The organism is Psychrobacter sp. APC 3279 (assembly GCF_030407795.1).
Classification (GTDB): Bacteria; Pseudomonadota; Gammaproteobacteria; order Pseudomonadales; family Moraxellaceae; genus Psychrobacter.
On the sequence record NZ_JASDCR010000001.1, the window covers coordinates 164,762 to 185,993 of the forward strand.

General features: G+C 42.6%; 18 protein-coding genes. 9 read left to right on the forward strand and 9 right to left on the reverse strand.

Annotation, left to right across the window (positions count from 1 at the left end; translation table 11 throughout):
- Positions 1–110: 110 nt before the first annotated feature.
- Positions 111–1,094 (forward strand): tRNA dihydrouridine(20/20a) synthase DusA, encoded by a 984-nt coding sequence (gene dusA, locus QL898_RS00505; RefSeq protein WP_201547816.1) that lies wholly within the window; start codon positions 111–113, stop codon positions 1,092–1,094.
- An 81-nt stretch (positions 1,095–1,175) separates the two neighbouring features.
- Here the strand turns inward: dusA and QL898_RS00510 are convergent, their stop codons facing one another.
- From QL898_RS00510 to QL898_RS00525, 4 genes are all read right to left on the reverse strand, one after another.
- A complete protein-coding gene (locus QL898_RS00510) occupies positions 1,176–1,964 on the reverse strand; it encodes a CPBP family intramembrane glutamic endopeptidase (protein WP_290175448.1) in 789 nt (262 codons plus the stop codon).
- A gap of 68 nt (positions 1,965–2,032) precedes the next feature.
- Entirely contained in the window at positions 2,033–2,923 is an 891-nt protein-coding gene (locus QL898_RS00515; protein WP_290175449.1) for an alpha/beta hydrolase, read from the reverse strand.
- Between the two features lie 280 nt (positions 2,924–3,203).
- On the reverse strand, positions 3,204–4,256 hold the full coding sequence (sppA, locus tag QL898_RS00520; protein WP_290175450.1) for a signal peptide peptidase SppA: 1,053 nt from the start codon (positions 4,254–4,256) through the stop codon (positions 3,204–3,206).
- Positions 4,257–4,536: 280 nt separating this feature from the next.
- Complete coding sequence (locus QL898_RS00525) at positions 4,537–7,458, reverse strand: ComEC/Rec2 family competence protein (protein WP_201547822.1); 2,922 nt, start codon at positions 7,456–7,458, stop codon at positions 4,537–4,539.
- A 245-nt stretch (positions 7,459–7,703) separates the two neighbouring features.
- On the opposite strand from QL898_RS00525, the gene QL898_RS00530 reads away from it, so the two are divergent.
- Positions 7,704–8,279, forward strand: a complete 576-nt coding sequence (locus QL898_RS00530; protein ID WP_227522947.1) for a DUF2062 domain-containing protein — start codon at positions 7,704–7,706, stop codon at positions 8,277–8,279.
- A 63-nt stretch (positions 8,280–8,342) separates the two neighbouring features.
- Here the strand turns inward: QL898_RS00530 and QL898_RS00535 are convergent, their stop codons facing one another.
- The 3 genes from QL898_RS00535 to QL898_RS00545 form a co-directional block, all read right to left on the reverse strand.
- Positions 8,343–8,648, reverse strand: a complete 306-nt coding sequence (locus tag QL898_RS00535; RefSeq protein WP_101205708.1) for a hypothetical protein — start codon at positions 8,646–8,648, stop codon at positions 8,343–8,345.
- A gap of 169 nt (positions 8,649–8,817) precedes the next feature.
- Positions 8,818–9,498, reverse strand: coding sequence for a lipoprotein-releasing ABC transporter ATP-binding protein LolD (lolD, locus tag QL898_RS00540; RefSeq protein ID WP_057760792.1), 681 nt, complete (start codon positions 9,496–9,498; stop codon positions 8,818–8,820).
- 57 nt (positions 9,499–9,555) lie between these two features.
- Positions 9,556–10,791, reverse strand: a complete 1,236-nt coding sequence (locus tag QL898_RS00545; protein WP_102092330.1) for a lipoprotein-releasing ABC transporter permease subunit — start codon at positions 10,789–10,791, stop codon at positions 9,556–9,558.
- A 443-nt stretch (positions 10,792–11,234) separates the two neighbouring features.
- On the opposite strand from QL898_RS00545, the gene QL898_RS00550 reads away from it, so the two are divergent.
- Positions 11,235–12,209, forward strand: coding sequence for a hypothetical protein (locus QL898_RS00550; protein WP_201547824.1), 975 nt, complete (start codon positions 11,235–11,237; stop codon positions 12,207–12,209).
- 144 nt (positions 12,210–12,353) lie between these two features.
- Here the strand turns inward: QL898_RS00550 and QL898_RS00555 are convergent, their stop codons facing one another.
- Positions 12,354–12,743, reverse strand: a complete 390-nt coding sequence (locus QL898_RS00555; RefSeq protein ID WP_057760797.1) for an SCP2 sterol-binding domain-containing protein — start codon at positions 12,741–12,743, stop codon at positions 12,354–12,356.
- 866 nt (positions 12,744–13,609) lie between these two features.
- Between QL898_RS00555 and ccoN the strand changes: the two genes are divergently transcribed.
- The 6 genes from ccoN to QL898_RS00585 all read left to right on the forward strand — a co-directional run bounded on the left by ccoN (position 13,610) and on the right by QL898_RS00585 (position 19,802).
- Positions 13,610–15,091, forward strand: coding sequence for a cytochrome-c oxidase, cbb3-type subunit I (gene ccoN, locus QL898_RS00560; protein ID WP_057760799.1), 1,482 nt, complete (start codon positions 13,610–13,612; stop codon positions 15,089–15,091).
- Positions 15,092–15,100: 9 nt separating this feature from the next.
- Entirely contained in the window at positions 15,101–15,739 is a 639-nt protein-coding gene (gene ccoO / locus QL898_RS00565; protein ID WP_057760802.1) for a cytochrome-c oxidase, cbb3-type subunit II, read from the forward strand.
- On the forward strand, positions 15,739–15,918 hold the full coding sequence (locus QL898_RS00570) for a CcoQ/FixQ family Cbb3-type cytochrome c oxidase assembly chaperone (RefSeq protein ID WP_057760804.1): 180 nt from the start codon (positions 15,739–15,741) through the stop codon (positions 15,916–15,918). Before ccoO ends, QL898_RS00570 begins: the two co-directional genes overlap by 1 nt.
- Positions 15,918–17,066 carry a cytochrome-c oxidase, cbb3-type subunit III gene (ccoP, locus tag QL898_RS00575; RefSeq protein WP_160023677.1) on the forward strand — a complete coding sequence of 383 codons (1,149 nt, stop codon included), beginning with the start codon at positions 15,918–15,920 and terminating at the stop codon, positions 17,064–17,066. Before QL898_RS00570 ends, ccoP begins: the two co-directional genes overlap by 1 nt.
- Positions 17,067–17,593: 527 nt before the next feature.
- On the forward strand, positions 17,594–19,003 hold the full coding sequence (gene ccoG, locus QL898_RS00580; RefSeq protein ID WP_290175451.1) for a cytochrome c oxidase accessory protein CcoG: 1,410 nt from the start codon (positions 17,594–17,596) through the stop codon (positions 19,001–19,003).
- 217 nt (positions 19,004–19,220) lie between these two features.
- Complete coding sequence (locus QL898_RS00585) at positions 19,221–19,802, forward strand: FixH family protein (protein ID WP_201547827.1); 582 nt, start codon at positions 19,221–19,223, stop codon at positions 19,800–19,802.
- 126 nt (positions 19,803–19,928) lie between these two features.
- On the opposite strand, the gene ttcA is transcribed toward QL898_RS00585, so the two are convergent.
- Entirely contained in the window at positions 19,929–20,951 is a 1,023-nt protein-coding gene (ttcA, locus tag QL898_RS00590) for a tRNA 2-thiocytidine(32) synthetase TtcA (protein ID WP_290175490.1), read from the reverse strand.
- Between the last annotated feature and the right edge of the window lie 281 nt (positions 20,952–21,232).

Genomic DNA, 21,232 nt, shown 5'->3' on the forward strand with positions numbered 1-21,232 from the left:
ATGGATCAGTCACTGATTTGAACAAAGCTTAAAACTAAGGTGCAATGGGATGTCTCATCCATTGCACCTTCTCCATTTATTTAAGACACAAATATTAAGGCTCAATAATCATGGTTGATATGACCAACAAACGCCTCTCAGTAGCTCCTATGATCGACTGGACAACAACAGATTATCGCTACTTTGCACGACTGTTCAACCCGCATACGTATCTATATACCGAGATGATCAGTACTGGTGCATTGATACATGGTAACCGAGCACGGCATCTACGTTTTGATACGCTCGAGCATCCGCTTGTATTACAGCTTGGCGGTGCAGACATCGATGAGATGACGCAGTGTGCTGAGTTTGCTCAGCAGTATGGCTATGATGAAGTCAATATCAACGTCGGTTGTCCCTCAGATCGCGTACAGCACAATAAGATAGGTGCTTGTCTGATGGCCGAGCCTAAGACGGTTGCTGATTTGGTCAAGCATATGCAAGCCGCAGTCGATATTCCTGTGACGGTCAAACATCGTATTGGCATCGATGACTTTGATAGTTATGAGTTTATGGTGGACTTTGTACAGACAGTTGCAGCGGCAGGTTGTACTCGATTTATCGTACATGCGCGTACAGCATGGTTGCAGGGGCTCAGCCCTAAGCAAAACCGCGAGATACCACCGCTACGTTACGATGATGTGTACCGTCTGAAGCAGGATTTTCCTGAGCTGGATATTGAAATCAATGGTGGTATCGATACAATTGAGGACATTAGAACGCATCTACAGCATATCGATGGCGTGATGATTGGTCGGGCGTTTTATCATAACCCGTATCTATTAGCAGAGGCCAATAGCTTATGGAACGAGGCAGCGTCCGAGACAATACCTAAGCGCTCAGAGATTTTAGCGCAGCTTTATCCATATCTCGAAGAACAACTCGCAAAAGGCGAAGCGTTGCCAACAATGACACGGCATTATTTAGGACTCTTCCAAGGTCTGATGGGCGCGCGTAAATGGCGTCAAGCATTGAGCGGTAAACCTCAGCTGACGATTGATGATATTAAGCGAGCTGCCGATGAAGTACTACTATTAAATCCTGATGCATAATCCTAACGCGTAGCCAAATTTTTATATCTAACTATTTCGATATAATTTATATAGTAGCAATCATTGAGGCTAGTATTTCATCTACGCCGCTTGCGCAATATACTGCCACATCGCTGCACCATTATTGACAATGTGCAGTACGATTGGCAGTAGTAGCGAGCCCGACTTAATCCGTGCATAGCAAAATATCAATGCCAACACTACGATAGTACTAATCTCGTATATACCATACTGCACATGGATCACAGCGAATATCAAACTTGTCACAATGCTGGCGACAATCGCCCCATGATTCGCTGAATATGATGATGCCGTAAACTGTTCTTCGATGGCTGACCACAATATACCGCGAAAGATAACCTCTTCATAAATTGGTGCGACGACCACCATAGCAAAAACCAACAGCCAAACCGAAATGACAGACTGATAGAGCGGATCAACAAACACCAACGGCGTCATATCGAGTACATACGTCAGTGTCTGACTGGCAATCATAAATATCAGGAGTAGCCCAAGCATGCCTATACCCACCGGCAGTGAGAACGGTTTTAGTGCTAAATATTGACGCAGACTGCCACCTTTTAAACGAATGATAAGCACGCTAATGGCCACTAGCAATACACAGCCGATAAGTATAGACAGGCTCACGACCGTTCCATCATTACTACCAAAATAGAATATACGCCCTATCGATGTCCTTTCATCGGCAGGTAATACCAGCTTGCCAGCGACATAAACACCTACCAACTGACTGATAAAAAACGCAAGCACCATTCCTACTGTTAGCACGAATGTACCCACGCGCGAAAATAGCGGCAGAGACTTAGCTGAGGCAGTCATACTAGATGGAACAGTTAAGTTTTTTGGCATAAAGGTATCACTTAAAAATACTCTGGCAGCTCATATCCATTACAAGCATGACTGATAATATGTTGCGTTTATTTGGACAATTGCTGCTTAATCAATCCTAACACCTGCGTTGAGACAGACTCTGGATGCTCAAGTGGGAACATATGCCCTCCTTCGTGAGTCTCATAAGGAATGCCCAAGCGCGATTTTATCTGCTGCGGAAAGCGTCGTTTCAAAAAGATACTGTCTTGACCAATGATTAAAGTCACAGGCACTTTAGGACCGCGGTTTGGTGCCAGCCAATACCAAGAAGGATTGGTACGGAAGACAGCGACTTCGCTAGCTTTAGGGATAGCCAATGTCACTTTGCCATCCGCGCGCTCATGCAAGCCATGATCGATATATCCTTGAAAGCTACGCTCATCAAAATTCTTAAAAAACCCTTTATGTCGCATTTTCTCATATGCTTCATCCCGGCTATTCCACACATCACGGCGATGTTTGGAAACGCCAGCTGGTGACAGTTTGTCCATCAGACGGTTATTCATGAGCGGTAATCTGTCTGCTGTCTTTGCCAAATGCCATAACAAGCTGACTTTGCCATAAATCCAAGGCGGATCCATAAGCACCGCTTGTGCAAATAGTTCAGGCTGACGATACGTGGCCTGCAACGTACACATGGCCCCAAGCGAATGCCCTACTCCTACTACTTGTGCAACGCCATGCTTGTTACAAGCACTGTTTACACTATCAATGATTTGCTGCGTCAAACTACGCCAATGGTCATCCACTGGATAATCCGGTGTATCACCCAACATCGCAATATATTCAATCGTAAAAAACTCTGATAAACCTTCAAAAAACGGCTCATATACCGCGCTTGGCATTCCATTAGCATGAGCAAAATGCAGCACAGGTTTATTGGTTATTTTAGAGACAGGTAGTTTAGCAAAGGACTGCAAATTTATTTCATCACTCATGACAGACTCTCGTGGGATCGTTTATGTTATATATTATTTTAATGATTGAACCTTGTACCATTATTAAAACCAACAGCATCAAAACTACCCCCTTCAAAACAAACCATCTTTGTATGGCAAGTTTGACGACTGTGTTTGATGATTATAGTTGTACAGCTAGTTTAATCAGGCTATCACTCAGACCAAGGTTTTTTATTTGGTATTACATAGAATTAAGGCTGAGCACAATTATATGCTCAGCCTTAACAATCATACACATTATATCTAAAACATAAAACGCTTAACGCATCTGCCCAGTGTTGCTTTCTTGTGGCAATACGTCGAGACTAACGCTAGAGCCAATACCTGCACCTAACTTCACTGCAAAACGGTCCATAAACATTTGGAACGGATCAGTTGGGCTATAGCTGATGATTGTATCAAGGTCGAGTTGCTTACTTAGACTTGTGATACTACCTGTTTTGTCTGCCAAACCTAGCTCAATAGACTGCTCACCTGTCCAGAATAGCCCTGAGAACAGTTTGTTTTGTTCAGGATTCTTCAGGCGGTCACCGCGCCCTTCTTTGACAGCGTTGATGAAATGCTTGTGCGTATTTGCTAGTACTTTTTCGACATGGTTTTCTTCATAATCAGTCAACGGACGAGATAAGCTTAAGATATCTTTATACTCACCAGCCGTAATCGTACGATCTTCTACGCCAACTTTGTCCATCAAACCTTTAACGTTATAGCTTGGCATAATGACACCGATAGAGCCGACCAAACTTGACGGATTGACATAAATCTCATCTGCGGCAGACGCAATATAATAAGCACCTGACGCACCGATATCACCAATCACCGCATAAAGCTTTTTGTCTGGGTATTCTTGGCGTAAGTCCATCATGGTCTGCCAAATCTCATCAGACTGTACCGGTGAACCGCCAGGTGAGTTGATATCTAAGGCCACTGCTTTTGAGTTACTGTTTGCAAAAGCGTCTCTCAAGGCTTCATTAACATCATACGCATTGGCCACATCGTCATTACTGATGACGCCTTGCAGCTCGACCACTGCTAAATGTGGATCGCTAGTATCGACTGCGTCCATACCTGTTGGCGCACTGCTGCAACCACGACCAAGGGTCAAAAATATCAATAAGATATAACCAAAGGTCAGTAGTTTAAAAAAGATACTCCAACGACGAGCGCGGCGCTGCTCAACCACACTCGCTAATAACGTGTTTTCCAGCACCTTCCATTCTTGTCCACTTGGCGGGCTTGGTTGCTGCGGTTGCGTTGGCTGATTTGCCGAGTTATCAGGACGTTTGTTAGGGTCTGGTGGCCAGTTGGGCATATAACTTCCTAAGTTAGAAACAATCTAAAACAATAAAATGAGGTTGTCGAGAAATACAGCTAGAACGGTGGTATATACCTGATACTGTCTCACAGTATCTGTAACCTATGTTAATAGTCAGTGACCTGTATTAATAGGCTGCTAAGTATGGTGGTATTTCGATAATGGTTCAATAGTATAACTGTGAAATATCACTATATTGTAACGCTGATAATATAAGCCTTATTTTTCAGGATTAGCAGTCTCGGCATTGGGAATGCTATCAATGTTATTTAGCGATTTAGTTGTTTAGCGATAATGCAGCTTCTAAAGGATTATTATCATAGGTTATAACTTCATCGACTCTCTGACGATTTATGACATCAGCTGTAATCTGCGAGTCACTATGACCAAGCCAACGTGTATTTTTGAATAGCATGTCATCATTATTTGATTCAGCTGAACATAGTAATGACCACAGTTGCCAAACGCGTTGATGAGTAGCAGTATCTAGAATCAAACGCGACTGGGAAAACGCTGACTGTTTGCTAGTTAACTGATTGGTGACTATTTGTGCTTGACGGCTAACAGGTGAATTGGCAGGTAACGAGTTAAGTGGGTCTGCTGCATTGTATCTAAGAACGCGTATAGGCAAGTTAGTATCAAGAGCAATCGTACAATTCCAAACGCTAGCATCACCTATCTCGCTCCAACCAGTGATGGCCTGTACTGACAACTCATCGTTAATCGACTGCCATGTTTTACCTTGCTCACAACGTTGAGCACTGATAGTAGGCGTATCTTCAGACTGCCTAACTGTTTTGTAAGCTTGCTGAAATGCAGACCAACGATCAGAGCGCCCTGCTTGCCAATATTGGCTAATGGTTAAGCGGTCATTTAATTGCGCAACGGTCATCGGTAGTAATTCAGGATTTTCGGTATTATTAGCAATATTCTTACCGTCAAAGATTAACGTATCCGTCAGACCGACCCTGCTACTCTGTACGACAATACTCTCTAACTTATCGACAGATAAAATGCCCAATTGCTGCTTTAAATTTTCAGATAATTTGTCTGCTGTCAGGTTACTTGGCATCGTTCGTGTAGAGGCTGGTCTATGATCAGCTAAGAACAACCAATTGGTACTGTCTTCATTGGCGGTAGGATATTGCAGCAATGCTGCCGTTATATATGAATCACCCGTTGGCAAAATATATAGTGTCGGTACCGTGACGAATGACTGCTGATTAGCATACACTGTCATTATCAGTAACGTTAATGGTGGCAACATCAACCAACGACTGAGTAAACCCCTTGGCAACAGCCAAGGCAATGCACTTAGCAAAGCCATCGATAGTATCGCGATATTAAATGGTGTATAGAGCCATGCATCCGATAGCGCTGGCAATGACGTCAGCCAACTCATCAAATCGTGTAGATGACCAACTATTGTACTAATAATTACCCAAAGAATATCAGCGATACTCGGCATTAAAAGGTAACATAGTCCTGCTAATAGATTGAGCGGTACAATTACCCAACCAAATAGCCCGATAGCAAATAAATTGATAAAAAGTCCCCATAACGACGCCTTACCAAATAAAAGCAACGTAACGGGTAATAAAGTAAGAAACAGCCAAAACTGTAATTTAAACACACGCTTGATCGTTTGCCAAACACGGTTAGATAGCGCGTTATTGATATGAGTACGCGGCTTATCATTGTATAAATTCGTTACAGCAGTAGTCTGATTCTGATACGACTTATCGTCATACTTAAGCAATAACGCCACTGCAATAAAAGACAGCCAATACCCTGCCTGCCATAATACGTAAGGGTCACCCCAAGCCATCAACACAGCTAGAGCCAATAGCACACGCATCGTACTGATAGGAAGCAATGTTAATCTGACAAATCCAATCGCTAATAACATCCAAGCCGTACGGGCAGCAGGTACGTCAAAACCAGTAAATAGCGCATAAATAAAAGCGGCACCAATCATTACCCACCAGCGCACTTGCCAACGCGGAATACGACGATAAATCGCTGAATAATTACGATCAAACAGCAGTACAACTATGCCTGCCAATACAATAGCTAAAAACAGTACGTGCGTGCCTGAAATAGCGAGCAGGTGTGAGATACCGGCCAGTTGATATAAGTCCTTAGTATCACGATTAATTAAGCTACGATCACCCGTAAGCAGACTTAATGTCACGGCTTTTGCTTGTTGCTCTGCTGTCGATTGCGCTGACCAGTCTTGATAGAAATGCTGTCGTAATCGCCAACGTCCTTGATCGATACGAGTACGAAAGTGCTGAAGATATGAATCAAAGTCTAGCGACTGCTTCGAATATTTTTCATCTCTTATTTTATTGCTGATTTCGTTACTGTTTACCAATATAGGACTAACGGCCAAAATATTTGCAACGCTATCAATATGCCGACCTCGTAACCAGCGATAACTGTCAAAACCAGTAGGGTTATTGACTGCTTGCTCAGAAGTAGCCAATGGCGCCAGTGCTAGGCTCATGAATACCTCATCACCGGGCTGCAAATCGTTTAAGGATGTAAGCTGATTATCATTTGCAGACTTTCTTGGATAGGCGTTAAGTAGGACTCGGTGTTCGCTAACTTTGATATTAATTTCATTGGAATTAACATTGTAATTTCTGCTTAGGCTATTTTTATTTGCATCTAAGTAGTCGGATGTTTTAGTTTCTAATTCTATCGGCGTCAGCTCAGCGACCAATGGAGTGATATTCGTTATTACCGCTACTTGGCGATAACCGCTATCTGTAGCGGCATCATAAACACTGTCGCTCAACCCTTCAATACGCACGAGCGCTTGTACTCGTATCGGAGCAGTTATTTCAGTGGTTTCTGCTTGTTGATGAGTAACTAAAGCTTGCAGTGCACTGCCTATCACCAGCGCAGTCGCTAACAAAGCTAAGACCAAGTATCTAATAATTCGGAAAGGAAGTTTAGTATGACGAGATGCGTTATTAAAGGTACTGTTATCAGCGCTGTGGCTGTCTATCGGGGGTATGTTGAATTGAGCAGAAGCCAACAGAAATATAGCAAATACAATCAGCGTCAACGACAGATTAGACGTACCAACTGTCTCTAGCAAGGATAAGTCAGTTGGCAATATAACATTATCTGCGACTGCCAATACGCCCATCATAACTATAATTATGAGGCTACCAATTAACCAGTACACCAGCACTCCTTGCTTGATGACTTAAATATTATTCGGCCAAATATGGTTACTTACTATAGCAAATGGCACGCGATGCAATAGCATTTATATTTATATTACCCTATACTGAGGCAACGTATTAGATGGTAACTATCTGACACCACTATTCTGTGTGTTCTAACCTTTATCCTACTCACCATATATTACTTTATACCAGCTTCTCAATACCATTGAGTAGACTGTAGTTAATGATTAAAGGCGATCCTGTGCCCCAAAAACGTCTAAAAGACCTACTTCCTACACCTGAGAAAATCTTAGAAAGTCGCACTTTAAAGCTGTTTGCACCGCACTTGGCTGATCCAAGGTTATGGCATTTCAATCGACACAGCCTAAATAAGGCTGTCTATATCGGTGTACTAAGTGCATTTTTTCCGCTGCCAGGACAGATGTTACTGGCACTTATTGGCTCGCTTATTTTTCGTGCCAATGTCCCTATGGCGCTTGGTTTGACATGGATTACTAACCCAGTCACTAGCTTGCCAATCTTTTATGCTGGATACTATATCGGTGCAAAGATCATTGATGCACCTGTGATTAGCTTGCGATTCATCGGTAGAATGATTGCTGATTTTAGCTTATGGGCATTATCAAACGGTGCCAATCCGTTCATTACTTATCGCGGTACAGTATCGCTTGCTGCATTTTGTATCGGGCTAACGATTTTGGCCGTGGTCACCAGTCTTATTTGCGGTTTGGCATTTAAGGCCATTTGGCGTTATAAAACCGTGGCGAGCTGGCAGAAACGTCAGCAGAAACCTTCTGACGAATCTGACAAGTTATAAGGCAATCTATCTTTGTTATACGCTTATAACGCTTACGCCCTAGATAAACTAAGCTAGCGCAGCTTATTCTTCTTTACTGTTCTCTATAGCATTTAAGACTTTGTCAGTGAAATCCCTATCCATCGGTACGATCTCAATGACTTCATCATTTTTGCAGAGCGTATAACGCTTACCTGTCGCGCTGTCTTGAACTTTTAGGTCGTAATCAACCCCAGCCAAAGTGATGGCATCAAATACAGGTGTTAGTAGCTCAGTTTGCGCCTGTCTATCGAGCGTTTCAAACAAAGTTGGATCGATGTAAGGCTTTAACGGCTCATCACCCTCTTCCGCACTGCCAAAAGCCGCAATTGGATTATCATCTTCACGCATTTTACGCATCCTTATAAAATAGATAAGGCGGCTGGCTCACAACCGCTTAATCGCTAGTTTCTATGATATGTTTTTTTAATAATACAACAATAAACCTTTAACGTAACAGTCCTGAAAAACACAAACAGATGGCGTTTCGGTCAATTTCTCGACCTAATATAAAAAATTATTAATACTGTTCCCAATGCCCATTGCGTAGCAACAACTGACGGTCAGCAAGCGCCGCTAAATTGCGGTCGTGCGTCACCATAAGTAGCGCAGTTTGCATGGTGCTTTGTAGCTCTGATAACAGGCCAAAGACGCTTTGCGCATTGTCATAGTCCAAGTTACCTGTTGGCTCATCCGCCAAAATCAGCGATGGCTTAGTCACTAGCGCGCGTGCAATCGCTACACGTTGACGCTCACCACCTGATAGCTCACCTGGTCTATGCATCAGACGATGCTCAAGACCGACATTTTCTAGAATCTCAACCGCTTGCTTACGAGCATCAGTTGTTGATACTTCTGGACGCATCAGCAATGGCATGGCTACGTTTTCGATTGCTGTAAACTCTGCCAACAGGTGGTGAAACTGGTAAATAAAGCCCAAATGCTTGTTACGCATTGCACCGCGCTCAGTTTCATTCATGCTATTTAACAACTGACCATGCAACCAAACCTCACCACTGGTTGGCGTATCTAGACCACCAAGCAAATGTAGCAACGTACTTTTACCTGAACCACTGGTTCCAACGATAGCGATACGCTCACCCGCATGAACAGTCAGATCAAGACCAGTCAATACTTGCGTACTGACCGCGCCTTCATCATATATTTTATTGATATTGGTCGCCTCTAAAATGGCAGACATAGCGCTTCCTTTATTTTATTTATTTCGGTATTTATTTCGATGTTTAGGCGTTTGCGATTACTCATAGCGTAGCGTTTGAGCAGGCTGAATTTTAGCCGCTCGGCGCGCCGGATAAATCGTTGCCAAAAAGCTCAATACAAACGATGCACCTGTAATTAATACCACATCTAACAAACGCAACTGTGATGGCAAGTAATTGACAAAATACGCATCAAACAGGTTCAGACCAAAGGCTTGATTAATAAAGCCTAAAATATCGCTGACCGTAAGCGCAAATATCACACCCAGTATCGTACCAGCAATAGTACCGATAACACCGATGACCACACCTTGTACCATAAAGACTTGCGTAATCAAGCGAGGAGACGCACCAAAAGTTTTTAAGATTGCGATATCTGCTTTTTTATCGGTTACTAGCATGACCAGACTTGAGACAATGTTAAAAGCAGCAACTAAGATAATCAAAAATAGTAATAACCCGACCATGGCTTTTTCCATTTGAATAGCCCCAAACAGATTGCCATGAGTTTGTGTCCAGTCATTTGGATATAGCTTTTCAGGTGCGATAGCAGCCGCTTTTTCCGCAGCTATCGGCGCAGTAAAGATGTCGTTAAGCTTCATGCGTACGCCCTGCGCGCCTTCTGGCAAACGCAGTAATTTTGCCGCATCTCCCATCGGGATAAACGCCATGAGACTGTCTACTTCTGGGCTGATCGTAAAGATACCTGTCAGAGTAAATCGCTTAAATCGCGGTATCACGCCTGCTGGTGATGGCGACGCTTCTGGCAATACCAGCGTCACTTTATCCCCTATTTGCAGACCTAAAGACTGCACCATCTCCTCGCCCAACACGATACTGAAGTCACCACTTTTCAGGGTGTCAATACTACCTTCAATCATATGCTCGTTAATGATGGAGACGTTTTTCTCATATTCAGGCTCGACGCCTGTCACCATGATACCTGCGACCTGACCATTTGATGTCAGCATCCCTTGCAGTTGAATGAATGGTGCCACAGCTGCCACTTCTGGGTCTTCTTTGATCTGATCAGCGAGCTGTTCCCAGTCGCCAATAATTTCTGATGAGACCACAGTAGCCTGCGGTACCATTCCCAAAATACGGGTTTTCAGTTCACGGTCAAAGCCGTTCATCACTGATAGCACCGTAATCAATACGGCAACCCCAAGCGTCAGACCAATCATCGAGATGAGAGATATAAAGGAGATAAAGCCATTACTACGTTCTGCTCGGGTATATCGTAAGCCGATAAATAACGCTAAAGGACGAAACATATTCAAACTCTTTATCTTATCTACGTGCGACTTTATATAGGTTGCATAACGAGCAGTAGTAAATGCATCATACAGTTGCTACTACTCACATATAAATCAAACACAAAAACAGGGGGTCAGACGAGCCAATAACAGCTGTCAAAAGGGAGCTAGTTTGACACAAACTAGCTGATATGTGCCAGTCATTAGCAACAACTGAGAGTATTTTTTACCAAAAAACTGGGTTTTGTTATTATTTTTTATAGGGGGCTTGCTATTAGCTGTACCAATACCTATATATTATATGCTAAAGACAATTGTCATTAACCCCTCATTGAGGTTTCTGATCTTTTACTGGCTAGGCTGCTGACCATCATAAACCAATCATTTAAAATGTTGGATGGTACACAAGCAAATATAGTATTAGATACAAACCTCACGCTGACTTAATTTTGAGTATTTTCATGACCATAAATTATCAATACAAAAACATTCAATCTCCCACCAAGATCACGTTGACCGATGAGCAGTCTGCAGGTCACGCCGATCACTGGCGTATTCTGACCGATGATATGAGTCATGATGTGCCTGAGTGGCTACAAAAAATGATTGAAGTCGCAGCGATGCCTAAAGGCCTGAACAACAACGTTAGTGCAAAAGACAGCTGCCTGCTTTTATCAGAAGATCAGCCTTGCCATATTAATCAAGTGCTCGCGATGAAGGATGGTAAGCCAGAATGCTTTATCAATGCCTATCCTTGTGTCGATAGTCCTTACGGATTGAACTGCAAAATTGAGCGTGTCATCGCTAATGACAACTCGCATGATGCAGTGTTGCGCTTACGTACTGCTGATGGCAGCATTATTTATGCGTTTGATCAACTCTATACGACTAATCGCCATCTCTATCAACGCGACACCTCTTACTATGTGAACTTTAGTGCTTGGGCGCACGAAATTAAGCTAAGCGAGCAAAACGAAGTCATCATGGTCGAAGATCAAGAGTCTATCCGTTATCATCGTGCCTTTAATGACATCGTGGCAGCAAATGACGGAAAAATCCCTGATGATCTGCAAGAGCAAATCAGTGAATGGAAACCTGAAACCAAAGAGCAAATGGCACCTGTTGAGATTAATTTAGGCCATATGTGCGCTTACTTGTTTGGCGATACGCTAGGACAAGAAGATGAAGCTTGGTGTCAGGGGCAAGTGCTTGGCAAGCAAGAAACCGTGTTTAACGGTAAATCTATCATATTGTTTGATGTGGTAACGCTACGTGAGCAAGATGCAGATCCTTTTGTAGTGCGTATCGGTGCGCTTAATACTGCTGAAACTAATAGTATTAAAGTACATGACTACGTTCAAGCGAACGTATGGCTACAAGCAGCGATATACAAAGAAAACCAATCAAATGTGACGCAGCAATCAAAAGCTAGCTAGCCTGTTTGAGAAATCTTCTCTAGCTTTCATGCTTACTTATGTACTTACGCAATAAAAAAGCCCCTAATATGAATTAGGGGCTTTTCTGTGTCTTATGAATTCTTTCAATGCAAAACGTAACGTAAAAATCGTATAGGTATATGATTAAGCCATCGTCGTCATTGATTTGATGCGAGTATATAGCTCTTTTTGCTCTGCGCTTGGACGTGCAGTCTGTACGGCCATTAGCTGTGACATATCGCCTTCGACACGGATTTTGCCACTCATAAACGCACCCATGATTTGGTTGGTATCAAAATCAGTGATGATAGACTGTAGGATATCGCGATCTAATAGCAGCGTCGTCGTTGCATTATCATTTAAGCCACGATGCAGCAAACCATTTGCAAAATTGGCTTCGATAGTTTTATCAGCTTCAGCCACTTTTAGGTTGACGACCATATTGGCAAGTACTGGTGGTAAATTTAACTCACCTGCTTCGTTGCCCATTTTTTCTACTTGCTCAAACCATTCATCTGTCAAAAAAACTGCCATATTATATTATCCTTAATTGATATTCTGTCAGACCAATATCCCTTGAGGCACTATTGGCCTAACTATTAGAATTATTAAAATGATTGCTATCAATAGACCTATGCGATACATAGCCATTAATGACGTTCAGCCTCATTATAAAGGGCGACTTGATAAGAAGTAAAACCTATTTATCGGCTCAGCAATGTTATTGTTACAAAACTTCTTTGCAAGCCTACGCTTATGTCTAGCGAGCGCTTCCCCTATTCAATCAAAATGAGCATCTAGAATAGTGACAAAATTGTGTATAAAATAGAGGAGTAGCACAGCAATAATAAGTTGCTCGCTAACATTTATACCAAAGAGTTTGTATTTTGGCGCATAGTTCTGATGATATTTAATTAGGATTGCGTTACAATACCCTTAAACAGAGTCGGGAGTTTTAACCAAACATTACATAATCGTGTTTTTTGTCAGCCGCCGCTAGCATACATCTATGGTCAATGCGTTTTAATAGCCCTATAGATATGGGTATCTATCTTCATTAGTACAGATTTTTTCGTAATAATTAAGATACATATTTAGCCTTATGAGATGTTTGATGCTCAAAACGGCGCGTCTTCTTATTTACCTTGATGATCTATTAACAATCCTACTATCGATTGACCTTGAGTAAGGTGCATGAAGTGCCTATTTCTATTTATTAGTATTAACTGATAGACAGTAAGGGCCTAAATCGATAGTTAATGACGTCATTGCGCTAAATAAGCCAAAAAACAACATGTGTTGGCACCAGTATAAATATGAATTTGAGAGTATTTATAGTGCAGACAGCATAGATTGTTGGTTAATTCTGTTGATAATTCGGGCTGTAAAGGAATCATCCAATGAGTTTACAAAACACAGCAGTCGCCCCAGTTGACCGTGAGTATGAAATTACTATCGTAAGATTTTTTACGATCATGGCTGTCGTTTGGGGCATCGTCGGCATGAGTCTTGGTGTCTTCATTGCTTCACAGTTAGCATGGCCAGCACTCAACTTTGACATTCCATGGCTGACCTTTAGTCGTTTAAGACCGCTACATACCAATGCGGTCATTTTTGCGTTCGGTGGCTCTGCCCTGTTCGCAACGTCGTATTACATCGTTCAGCGTACCTGTAAAACGCGCTTATTTGCGCCATACTTGGCTTGGTTTACCTTTTGGGGTTGGCAAGCGGTTATCGTATCCGCCGTTATTACCCTTCCTCTAGGTTTGACCTCGACTAAAGAATACGCTGAGCTTGAGTGGCCTATTGATATCTTAATTGCCTTGGTATGGATTTCTTATGCCATCGTCTTTTTTGGTACGCTCATCAAACGTAAGACCTCACATATTTATGTGGCTAACTGGTTCTTTGCCGCCTTCATCATTACGATTGCACTACTACACATCGTAAACAGCATGGCGATTCCTGTTAGTGCGTTCAAATCTTATTCGCTATTTGGCGGTGCAACTGATGCGATGGTGCAGTGGTGGTACGGGCATAACGCGGTAGGTTTTTACTTAACGGCAGCCTTCCTTGGAATGATGTATTATTTCGTTCCTGTACAGATTGGCCGTCCTATCTATTCTTATCGTTTGTCTATCGTTCACTTTTGGGCATTGATTGCTTCATATATGTGGGCCGGTGGTCACCATTTGCATTATTCAGCGCTTCCTGATTGGACGCAGTCTCTTGCTATGGTTTTCTCAATCATCCTATTCGCACCATCTTGGGGTGGTATGATCAACGGTGTACTAACGCTATCAGGTAGTTGGGATAAGCTGCGTACCGATCCGATCATTCGCTTTATGATTGTTGCATTGTCATTCTACGCAATGTCGACGTTCGAAGGCCCAATGATGTCTATCAAAACAGTGAATGCGCTATCGCATAACACGGACTGGACAGTTGGTCACGTACACTCAGGCGCACTTGGCTGGGTTGGTATGATTACTATTGGTTCGCTATACGTACTGTTACCACGTATTTATAACAAACCGAAGATGTACTCTATCAGCTTAATCACCACGCATTTCTGGCTTGCGACTGCAGGAACGATTTTCTATATCGTGTCTATGTGGATCTCAGGTATTGGCCAAGGCATGATGTGGCTGGCTACTAACCCAGACGGTACTTTGGTATATAGCTTCGTTGATACTGTTGAATTCTCGCATTTCCCATATATTGGCCGTGCATTTGGTGGCTTCTTATATGTATCGGGTATGTTTGTAATGGCTTATAACTGCTATAAAACACTCAAAATGCCAGAAGGTAAGCCTGTAGATGTCGCTGATCCAACGGATCATGAACCTAGTGTCGAAAAACCTTCGACAGCTAACGTATAAGGAGCGATCATGGCTGGTACACCGCATGAAATTATTGAAAAAAATACAGGCTTGTTAGTCATTGGTATCGTGATTGCTATTAGTTTTGCAACGCTAGTTGAAATCGTGCCATTGATCTATGACAACAAGGGTCCTGAAGAAGGTGGGGTGAACGCTCCCCTTCCTGCTATGGAGCCTTGGACAGCGCTTGAATTTGAAGGTCGTGATATTTATATCCGTGAAGGATGTCACGTTTGTCATACTCAAATGGTTCGCCCATTACGTGCAGAAGTTGAACGTTATGGACCATATTCACGTGCCGCCGAGTCGACGTGGGATCATCCATTCTTATGGGGATCGAAACGTACTGGACCAGATTTAGCACGTGTTGGTGGCCGTTATTCTGAAGATTGGCAAAAGCAACATTTGATCAATCCACGTTCGCTAGTGCCTGAATCAGTTATGCCAGGTTTCCCTTGGTTGGCGACTAACGAAGTAGATGGCGAAAACATTCAAGCTAAAATGCGTCTATTCCGCGATCGCTTCGGTGTTCCTTATACTGAAGAAGACATTGAAGGCGCTCCAGATGCAGTGCTTGGCGCTACTGAGCTTGACGCTTTGGTCGCCTATCTACAGCAGTTAGGTACCGCAATGGAAGGACAGCGCTAATGGGTATTGGTGAATTACAAACAATTGCGACCGTTTCTGCCTTTATTGCCTTCGTAGGCGTTGCATGGTGGGCGTATTCGCCAAAAAACAAAAAACGCTTCGAAGAAGATGCACAACTTGCGCTTGATGACGAGGATATAAAATCTCTGTCTGAAGAGCAGCGCAATAAGGATAAATGATGACATTTTTTTGGAGTTCTTGGATCACGCTAATCAGTTTCGGTTGCTGGCTTTTTATTCTTGGCGTTCTGTTGTTTGTACTAAAATACAAACCAGACGTTGAGGAAGACGGTACTACTGGTCATGAATACGATGGTATCCGAGAATACGACAAGCCGCTTCCTAAATGGTGGTTGGTGATATTTTTTGGCTCGATCGTTTGGGGTGTGGCGTACTGGGTATTCTTTCCAGCTATGTTCCCGAAACACTGGGAAGGTATCGCCACCGTAGAAGTTGACGGTGAGACTGTACCGTGGACCTCTAAAAACGAGTTGTTCAGTGAGCTTGAAAGTAACAACAAAGTATTTACCGACAACTTTGAAAAAAGCATTCTGGTAAAAGCAGATGCTGCAGGTGCGACTGCAACATTGGGTACGCTAAATGAGCTACAAGCGACCATGCGTCGTAGCGAAAACCCACCAGCAGATCTACAGACTAAAATTGACGAAAAAGTTGCAGAACTTGCTCCTTACGTCGAAAAACTGTCTGAAAATCCAAATGCTTTAAAAGTTGGTAGCCGTTTGTTCTTACAGAACTGTTCTGTATGTCATGGCTCTAACGCGAAAGGTGCAACAGGCTACCCTAACCTAACCGATAATGATTGGTTATATGGTGGCGAAGCTAGCAACATCCTGACCACGCTACACAATGGTCGTATCGGCGGTATGCCTGCTTGGCGCGATCAGATCGGTGAAGACGGTGTACGTGCAGCTTCTGAGTATGTATTGTCACTATCTTCAAATAACGGTAGTAAGAGTAACGGTGAACTTGATCAAACTTTGGTTAATCAAGGCGAAGCTATCTTTAAGCAACAGTGTGCACTATGTCACTCTGAAAGCGGTAAAGGTATGATTTCAGCTGGTGCACCGAACTTGACTGATAATATCTGGTTGTATGGCGGTGAGCGTGAGACTGTACGTAATACACTACGTTATGGCCGTGCTGGCGTTATGCCTCAGTGGGAAACTAAGCTAGGTAATGAGCGTATCATGCTACTTGCTGCTTATATCTACTCACTATCAGATAAAACAGGAAAATCACCTGAAGCAGCACCAGTTACTGCTGCAGCTACTCAGCCTGTAGCAACTGAAGAAGCAACTGCTAACTAAGACGTTGTTACTGTACTGAATATGGACGAGATTTAATGAAGGGAGAACTGTTATTGCAGTTCTCCCTTTTGCGTATAGCGGTATTGATTTTTATTTAGAAATGTCAATGATAAGCGGCTATAAACACTAGAAAACGTTCTCATATATTCGTTGCTTTTTACGATTATCACCCCATTATTAGTAGGGAGAATGTTAGAATAGCTATTTTTTTAAATAGTCTATTGGTCATGGCTTTATATCGCTCTGACTCAATCACATAACAAGATAGTCAACTTCACATAAATTAGATGCAGGTTTGTTTAGTCTACTATTTGTAGTACCTTCACTCCCCTTTGCTTGTATCAAGGTTATGTTGAACCGACTATATTTACAATCGATCATTTGGTAAGCAGATTAGAAGATTTTCTATTGCATTTTCTATCCGCTATTTACTGACATTGATAACATCATACACTCATATACCTCGACGCTAGAGGTGTTTGTTCATCATGCCAGCAGACTGATTCTTTTTTTAAAGAGGCACGTTTATGTCAGCACAACAACCCAATAAAATTCCTGTACAACAAGTCGATCTTGATGCAACCAAGCATCGTGTTCACCCAAGGTTTGTCACAGGTTTTTATCAAAATATTCGTGTCATCACGATGTATGCTCTTTTGGCGGCTTTTTTACTTTTGCCATGGCTGCGCTATAATGATAGACAAGCGATATGGTTTGATGTGCCATCTCAGCATTACTATATTTTTGGCATGACGTTTTTGACGCAAGATTTTTATTTTATTGCTGCATTTGCCATTATTGCCGCGTTTACGCTGTTTATGGTGACGGTATATGCAGGGCGGGTTTGGTGTGGTTATGCTTGTCCTCAAACGATATGGACGCATCTATACCAATATGTTGAAAAATGGGTAATTGGCGATCGTAATAAACGCATCAAGTTTGATAAAGCACCGTTAAGTGCGAGCAAAGTGTTCAAACGCACGGTTGTGTATTTAATTTGGTTTTTGCTTTCTGTGATTACAGCAGCGACCTTTGTTAGTTATGTGGCAGGGACGGATTCTCTATATCATAGCTGGCAGTCAATAGGAGTGATTCCATTCCCTGATTGGCCAACGTGGGTATGGGTCTCAATGTTTATCTTCACCTTTGCTACTTATGCCAATGCAGGCTATATGCGTGAGCAGATGTGTGTACAGATTTGTCCTTATGGCCGCTTTCAAAGTGTGATGTTTGATAAAGACACATTGATCGTATCTTATGATTATGAACGCGGTGAGCCGCGCGGCGCTCGTAAAAAAGGTACAAATCCAGAGCACTTAGGCGACTGCATTGAATGTACCATGTGCGTGCAGGTCTGCCCTACTGGTATCGATATTCGTGATGGGTTACAAGTTGCCTGTATCCAGTGTGCGGCTTGTATCGATGCCTGTAATGAAGTGATGGACAAGGTCGGCTATCCGCGTGGACTGATTCGTTATACGACCGAACGTCAGCTGGCAGAAAAAGAGCCAAGCCGCGTACTGCGCCCACGACTATTTGCTTACTTAACATTGTTGGCTGTACTATGTGGCGGCGTTATATATGCGTTAACCGATCGCGTGCCACTGGAAATTGATATCCGCCGTGACCGTAATCAGTTATCGTCTATCAACAATCAAGGCATGATTGAAAATAGCTATATCGTTAAGCTAACCAATAAGACGCAGGATGCTCATACCTACACGATAACACTAGCACCGCAAAAAGGGCTGAGCTTAGAGCTACGCTTTAATGATGTACCATTAGAAGCGGGCGAAAGCTTTGATATGCCAGTCAGTATTTATGGTGATCCTGATGTGATAGAGTTTGGCCAAACGCCTGTCACGCTAAATGTGAGCAGCGAAAATGGCAAGTATAAGGTAAGCAAACAAAATATCTTTACGACCCAAGGTCAGTAAACAATTAATATGTTCATTGTCTAATTTCATGTATGTCATTCGGTAGTCTGTAACTAGTACACTAAGTAAATAACTAATTGTTCTAGCAAAAGACTATCGGATAAACGTTTTATCATTAAACTGGCAGCGCTTAGCCGCCAAATTATCCGTTGATACCATTTATAGATGTCTAATGAACAGCTATCTATTAAATGCGTATCTGATGCATAGGTATTTTATGTCTACTCCAGCACCGAACTTTAAACATCAAGATAAGCAGCCATGGTATAAAAATTACATGGTCGTTATCTTTGTGATTGGCATGCCTGCTGCGGTCGTGATCGCTTGTATTTGGTTTGTTTATTACTCTTACCAGATCCGTGATAGCGTGGTACGTGACGACTGGTATATGGATGGCAAAACGCTCTATCATGATGTGTCTCGTGACAAGCTCACGTATGATTTAGACTTGCATGGACAAATGCAGTTTGCAGAAAATGGCGATATTGTGTTTTATCTCAACTACCCTGAGCAAAGCGTGCAGTCAGGCAAGCTGTTAAATGGTACGCCACTTACTTATCCTGATACGTTGGAGCTTTCTATTTCTCATGCAACGGATATCAAAAAAGACCGCGACGTTGTCCTTAAGCATGTTGAGGGCAATAAATACAGCGCACAAGTCGATATTGATCCTGTAAAAGCCAAGTATTACCTTCAGGTTAGCAATGACGGTAAAGATGATTGGCGTATGCAAGACGTCGCAAAATTGCCGCGCTCAAAGATCAGCTTTGACCCACTACCCGTTTTTGCTAAGAGTTAATACTGTTAGTAGCATCCAGACATAAAAAAACCAGCCGCTCGTCAGAGATCGGCTGGTTTTTTTTGAGCTATTTAATATTCTACTAATGAATAAATACGGTTTAATCTCGCACTAATTTATAAACTACTAAATCACTGGGTTAATCGTTGGAATTTTCTGTGCTTTACGCTCTTTCTGCGCGGCTTTATCCGTCTCTGTCGAATAAGGCTTGTCACTAGCGAACTTAGGATTGAACGTTTGCGTCCTTGGTGATACAGGCAAACCAATCTCAGCCAAACTATCTGTCTGACCGGCTTGAATATTGTCACCTTCAAATAAACGCTCATCATTATCACGATCAAGACTGAGTGTTTCAAAATCAAACAACTCGCGATCAGCTAATTGTGATGGCGCAACGTTTTGCATGGCTTTAAAGATAGAAGCCAAACGCTGCGGATGAGCATCATCCCATTCACGCAGCATATCGTTGATAATGGCGCGTTGTAGATTGGTCTGGCTACCACACAGGTTACAAGGAATGATTGGGAATTCCTTTAATTTGGCATATTCAATGATGTCTTTTTCTTCGACATAGGCCAATGGGCGAATCAGCATATTTTGCTTGTCATCGCTCAGCAGTTTGGGCGGCATAGATTTGAGCGCGCCGCCATGGAATAAGTTCAAAAAGAAGGTCGCCAACATATCATCACGATGATGGCCAAGGGCAATCTTAGTCGCGCCAATTTGTTTGGCAAAGCCATATAGTGAACCGCGGCGCAGACGAGAGCACGCTGAGCAATAGGTCTTACCTTCTGGCACCACGCTTTTGACGATGCTATAGGTGTCTTTTTCTAAAATATAGTGGGCAATGCCCTGCTCGTTTAGATACGCAGGTAAAATATCTTCTGGATAGCCTGGCTGCTTCTGATCGAGATTCACCGCGACGATATCAAAATGAATTGGTGCAATGCGTTTTAGCAGCAATAAAATATCAAGTAAGGTATAGCTGTCTTTACCACCCGAAACACAGACCATCACCACATCGCCATCTTCGATCATATTAAAATCGCGGATTGCCCAAGAAACTTGGCGACGCAGCTTCTTTTGTAGTTTACGAAAGTACGCTGATTCGGCAGGTGCTTGCGCATCGGCAAACTGCTCATCAATCATGTCCTCATCACTGCCATCTTCAGAGACATCATCGTACTCTCTGCTATCAGTATCGGTGTCTAAAGCCTGACTATCAAAGCTCATTGCATCAGATACATCATCAGCTTGAGAAGGAATATTTGGCGTAAATAAGGTTGCTGCGGTCATAAGTTACTCAATATCTTTATAAGGGTGATTTTACTATAAAGCGATTTGCGATAAAGCTTTTAAAGCATTATCACCGATGTCATGTGACTGATACTTTAAAAGCTGCGATTATAACAAATATTGCTAACAGATTG

Excerpts from the sequence above, each read along its gene's own strand:
- dusA (WP_201547816.1), top strand. The coding sequence starts at position 111 with ATGGTTGATATGACCAACAAACGCCTCTCAGTAGCTCCTATGATCGAC.
- QL898_RS00510 (WP_290175448.1), bottom strand. The coding sequence starts at position 1,964 with ATGCCAAAAAACTTAACTGTTCCATCTAGTATGACTGCCTCAGCTAAG.
- QL898_RS00515 (WP_290175449.1), bottom strand. The coding sequence starts at position 2,923 with ATGAGTGATGAAATAAATTTGCAGTCCTTTGCTAAACTACCTGTCTCT.
- sppA (WP_290175450.1), bottom strand. The coding sequence starts at position 4,256 with ATGCCCAACTGGCCACCAGACCCTAACAAACGTCCTGATAACTCGGCA.
- QL898_RS00535 (WP_101205708.1), bottom strand. The coding sequence starts at position 8,648 with ATGCGTGAAGATGATAATCCAATTGCGGCTTTTGGCAGTGCGGAAGAG.
- lolD (WP_057760792.1), bottom strand. The coding sequence starts at position 9,498 with ATGTCTGCCATTTTAGAGGCGACCAATATCAATAAAATATATGATGAA.
- QL898_RS00545 (WP_102092330.1), bottom strand. The coding sequence starts at position 10,791 with ATGTTTCGTCCTTTAGCGTTATTTATCGGCTTACGATATACCCGAGCA.
- QL898_RS00550 (WP_201547824.1), top strand. The coding sequence starts at position 11,235 with ATGACCATAAATTATCAATACAAAAACATTCAATCTCCCACCAAGATC.
- QL898_RS00555 (WP_057760797.1), bottom strand. The coding sequence starts at position 12,743 with ATGGCAGTTTTTTTGACAGATGAATGGTTTGAGCAAGTAGAAAAAATG.
- ccoN (WP_057760799.1), top strand. The coding sequence starts at position 13,610 with ATGAGTTTACAAAACACAGCAGTCGCCCCAGTTGACCGTGAGTATGAA.
- ccoO (WP_057760802.1), top strand. The coding sequence starts at position 15,101 with ATGGCTGGTACACCGCATGAAATTATTGAAAAAAATACAGGCTTGTTA.
- QL898_RS00570 (WP_057760804.1), top strand. The coding sequence starts at position 15,739 with ATGGGTATTGGTGAATTACAAACAATTGCGACCGTTTCTGCCTTTATT.
- ccoP (WP_160023677.1), top strand. The coding sequence starts at position 15,918 with ATGACATTTTTTTGGAGTTCTTGGATCACGCTAATCAGTTTCGGTTGC.
- ccoG (WP_290175451.1), top strand. The coding sequence starts at position 17,594 with ATGTCAGCACAACAACCCAATAAAATTCCTGTACAACAAGTCGATCTT.
- QL898_RS00585 (WP_201547827.1), top strand. The coding sequence starts at position 19,221 with ATGTCTACTCCAGCACCGAACTTTAAACATCAAGATAAGCAGCCATGG.
- ttcA (WP_290175490.1), bottom strand. The coding sequence starts at position 20,951 with ATGATTGATGAGCAGTTTGCCGATGCGCAAGCACCTGCCGAATCAGCG.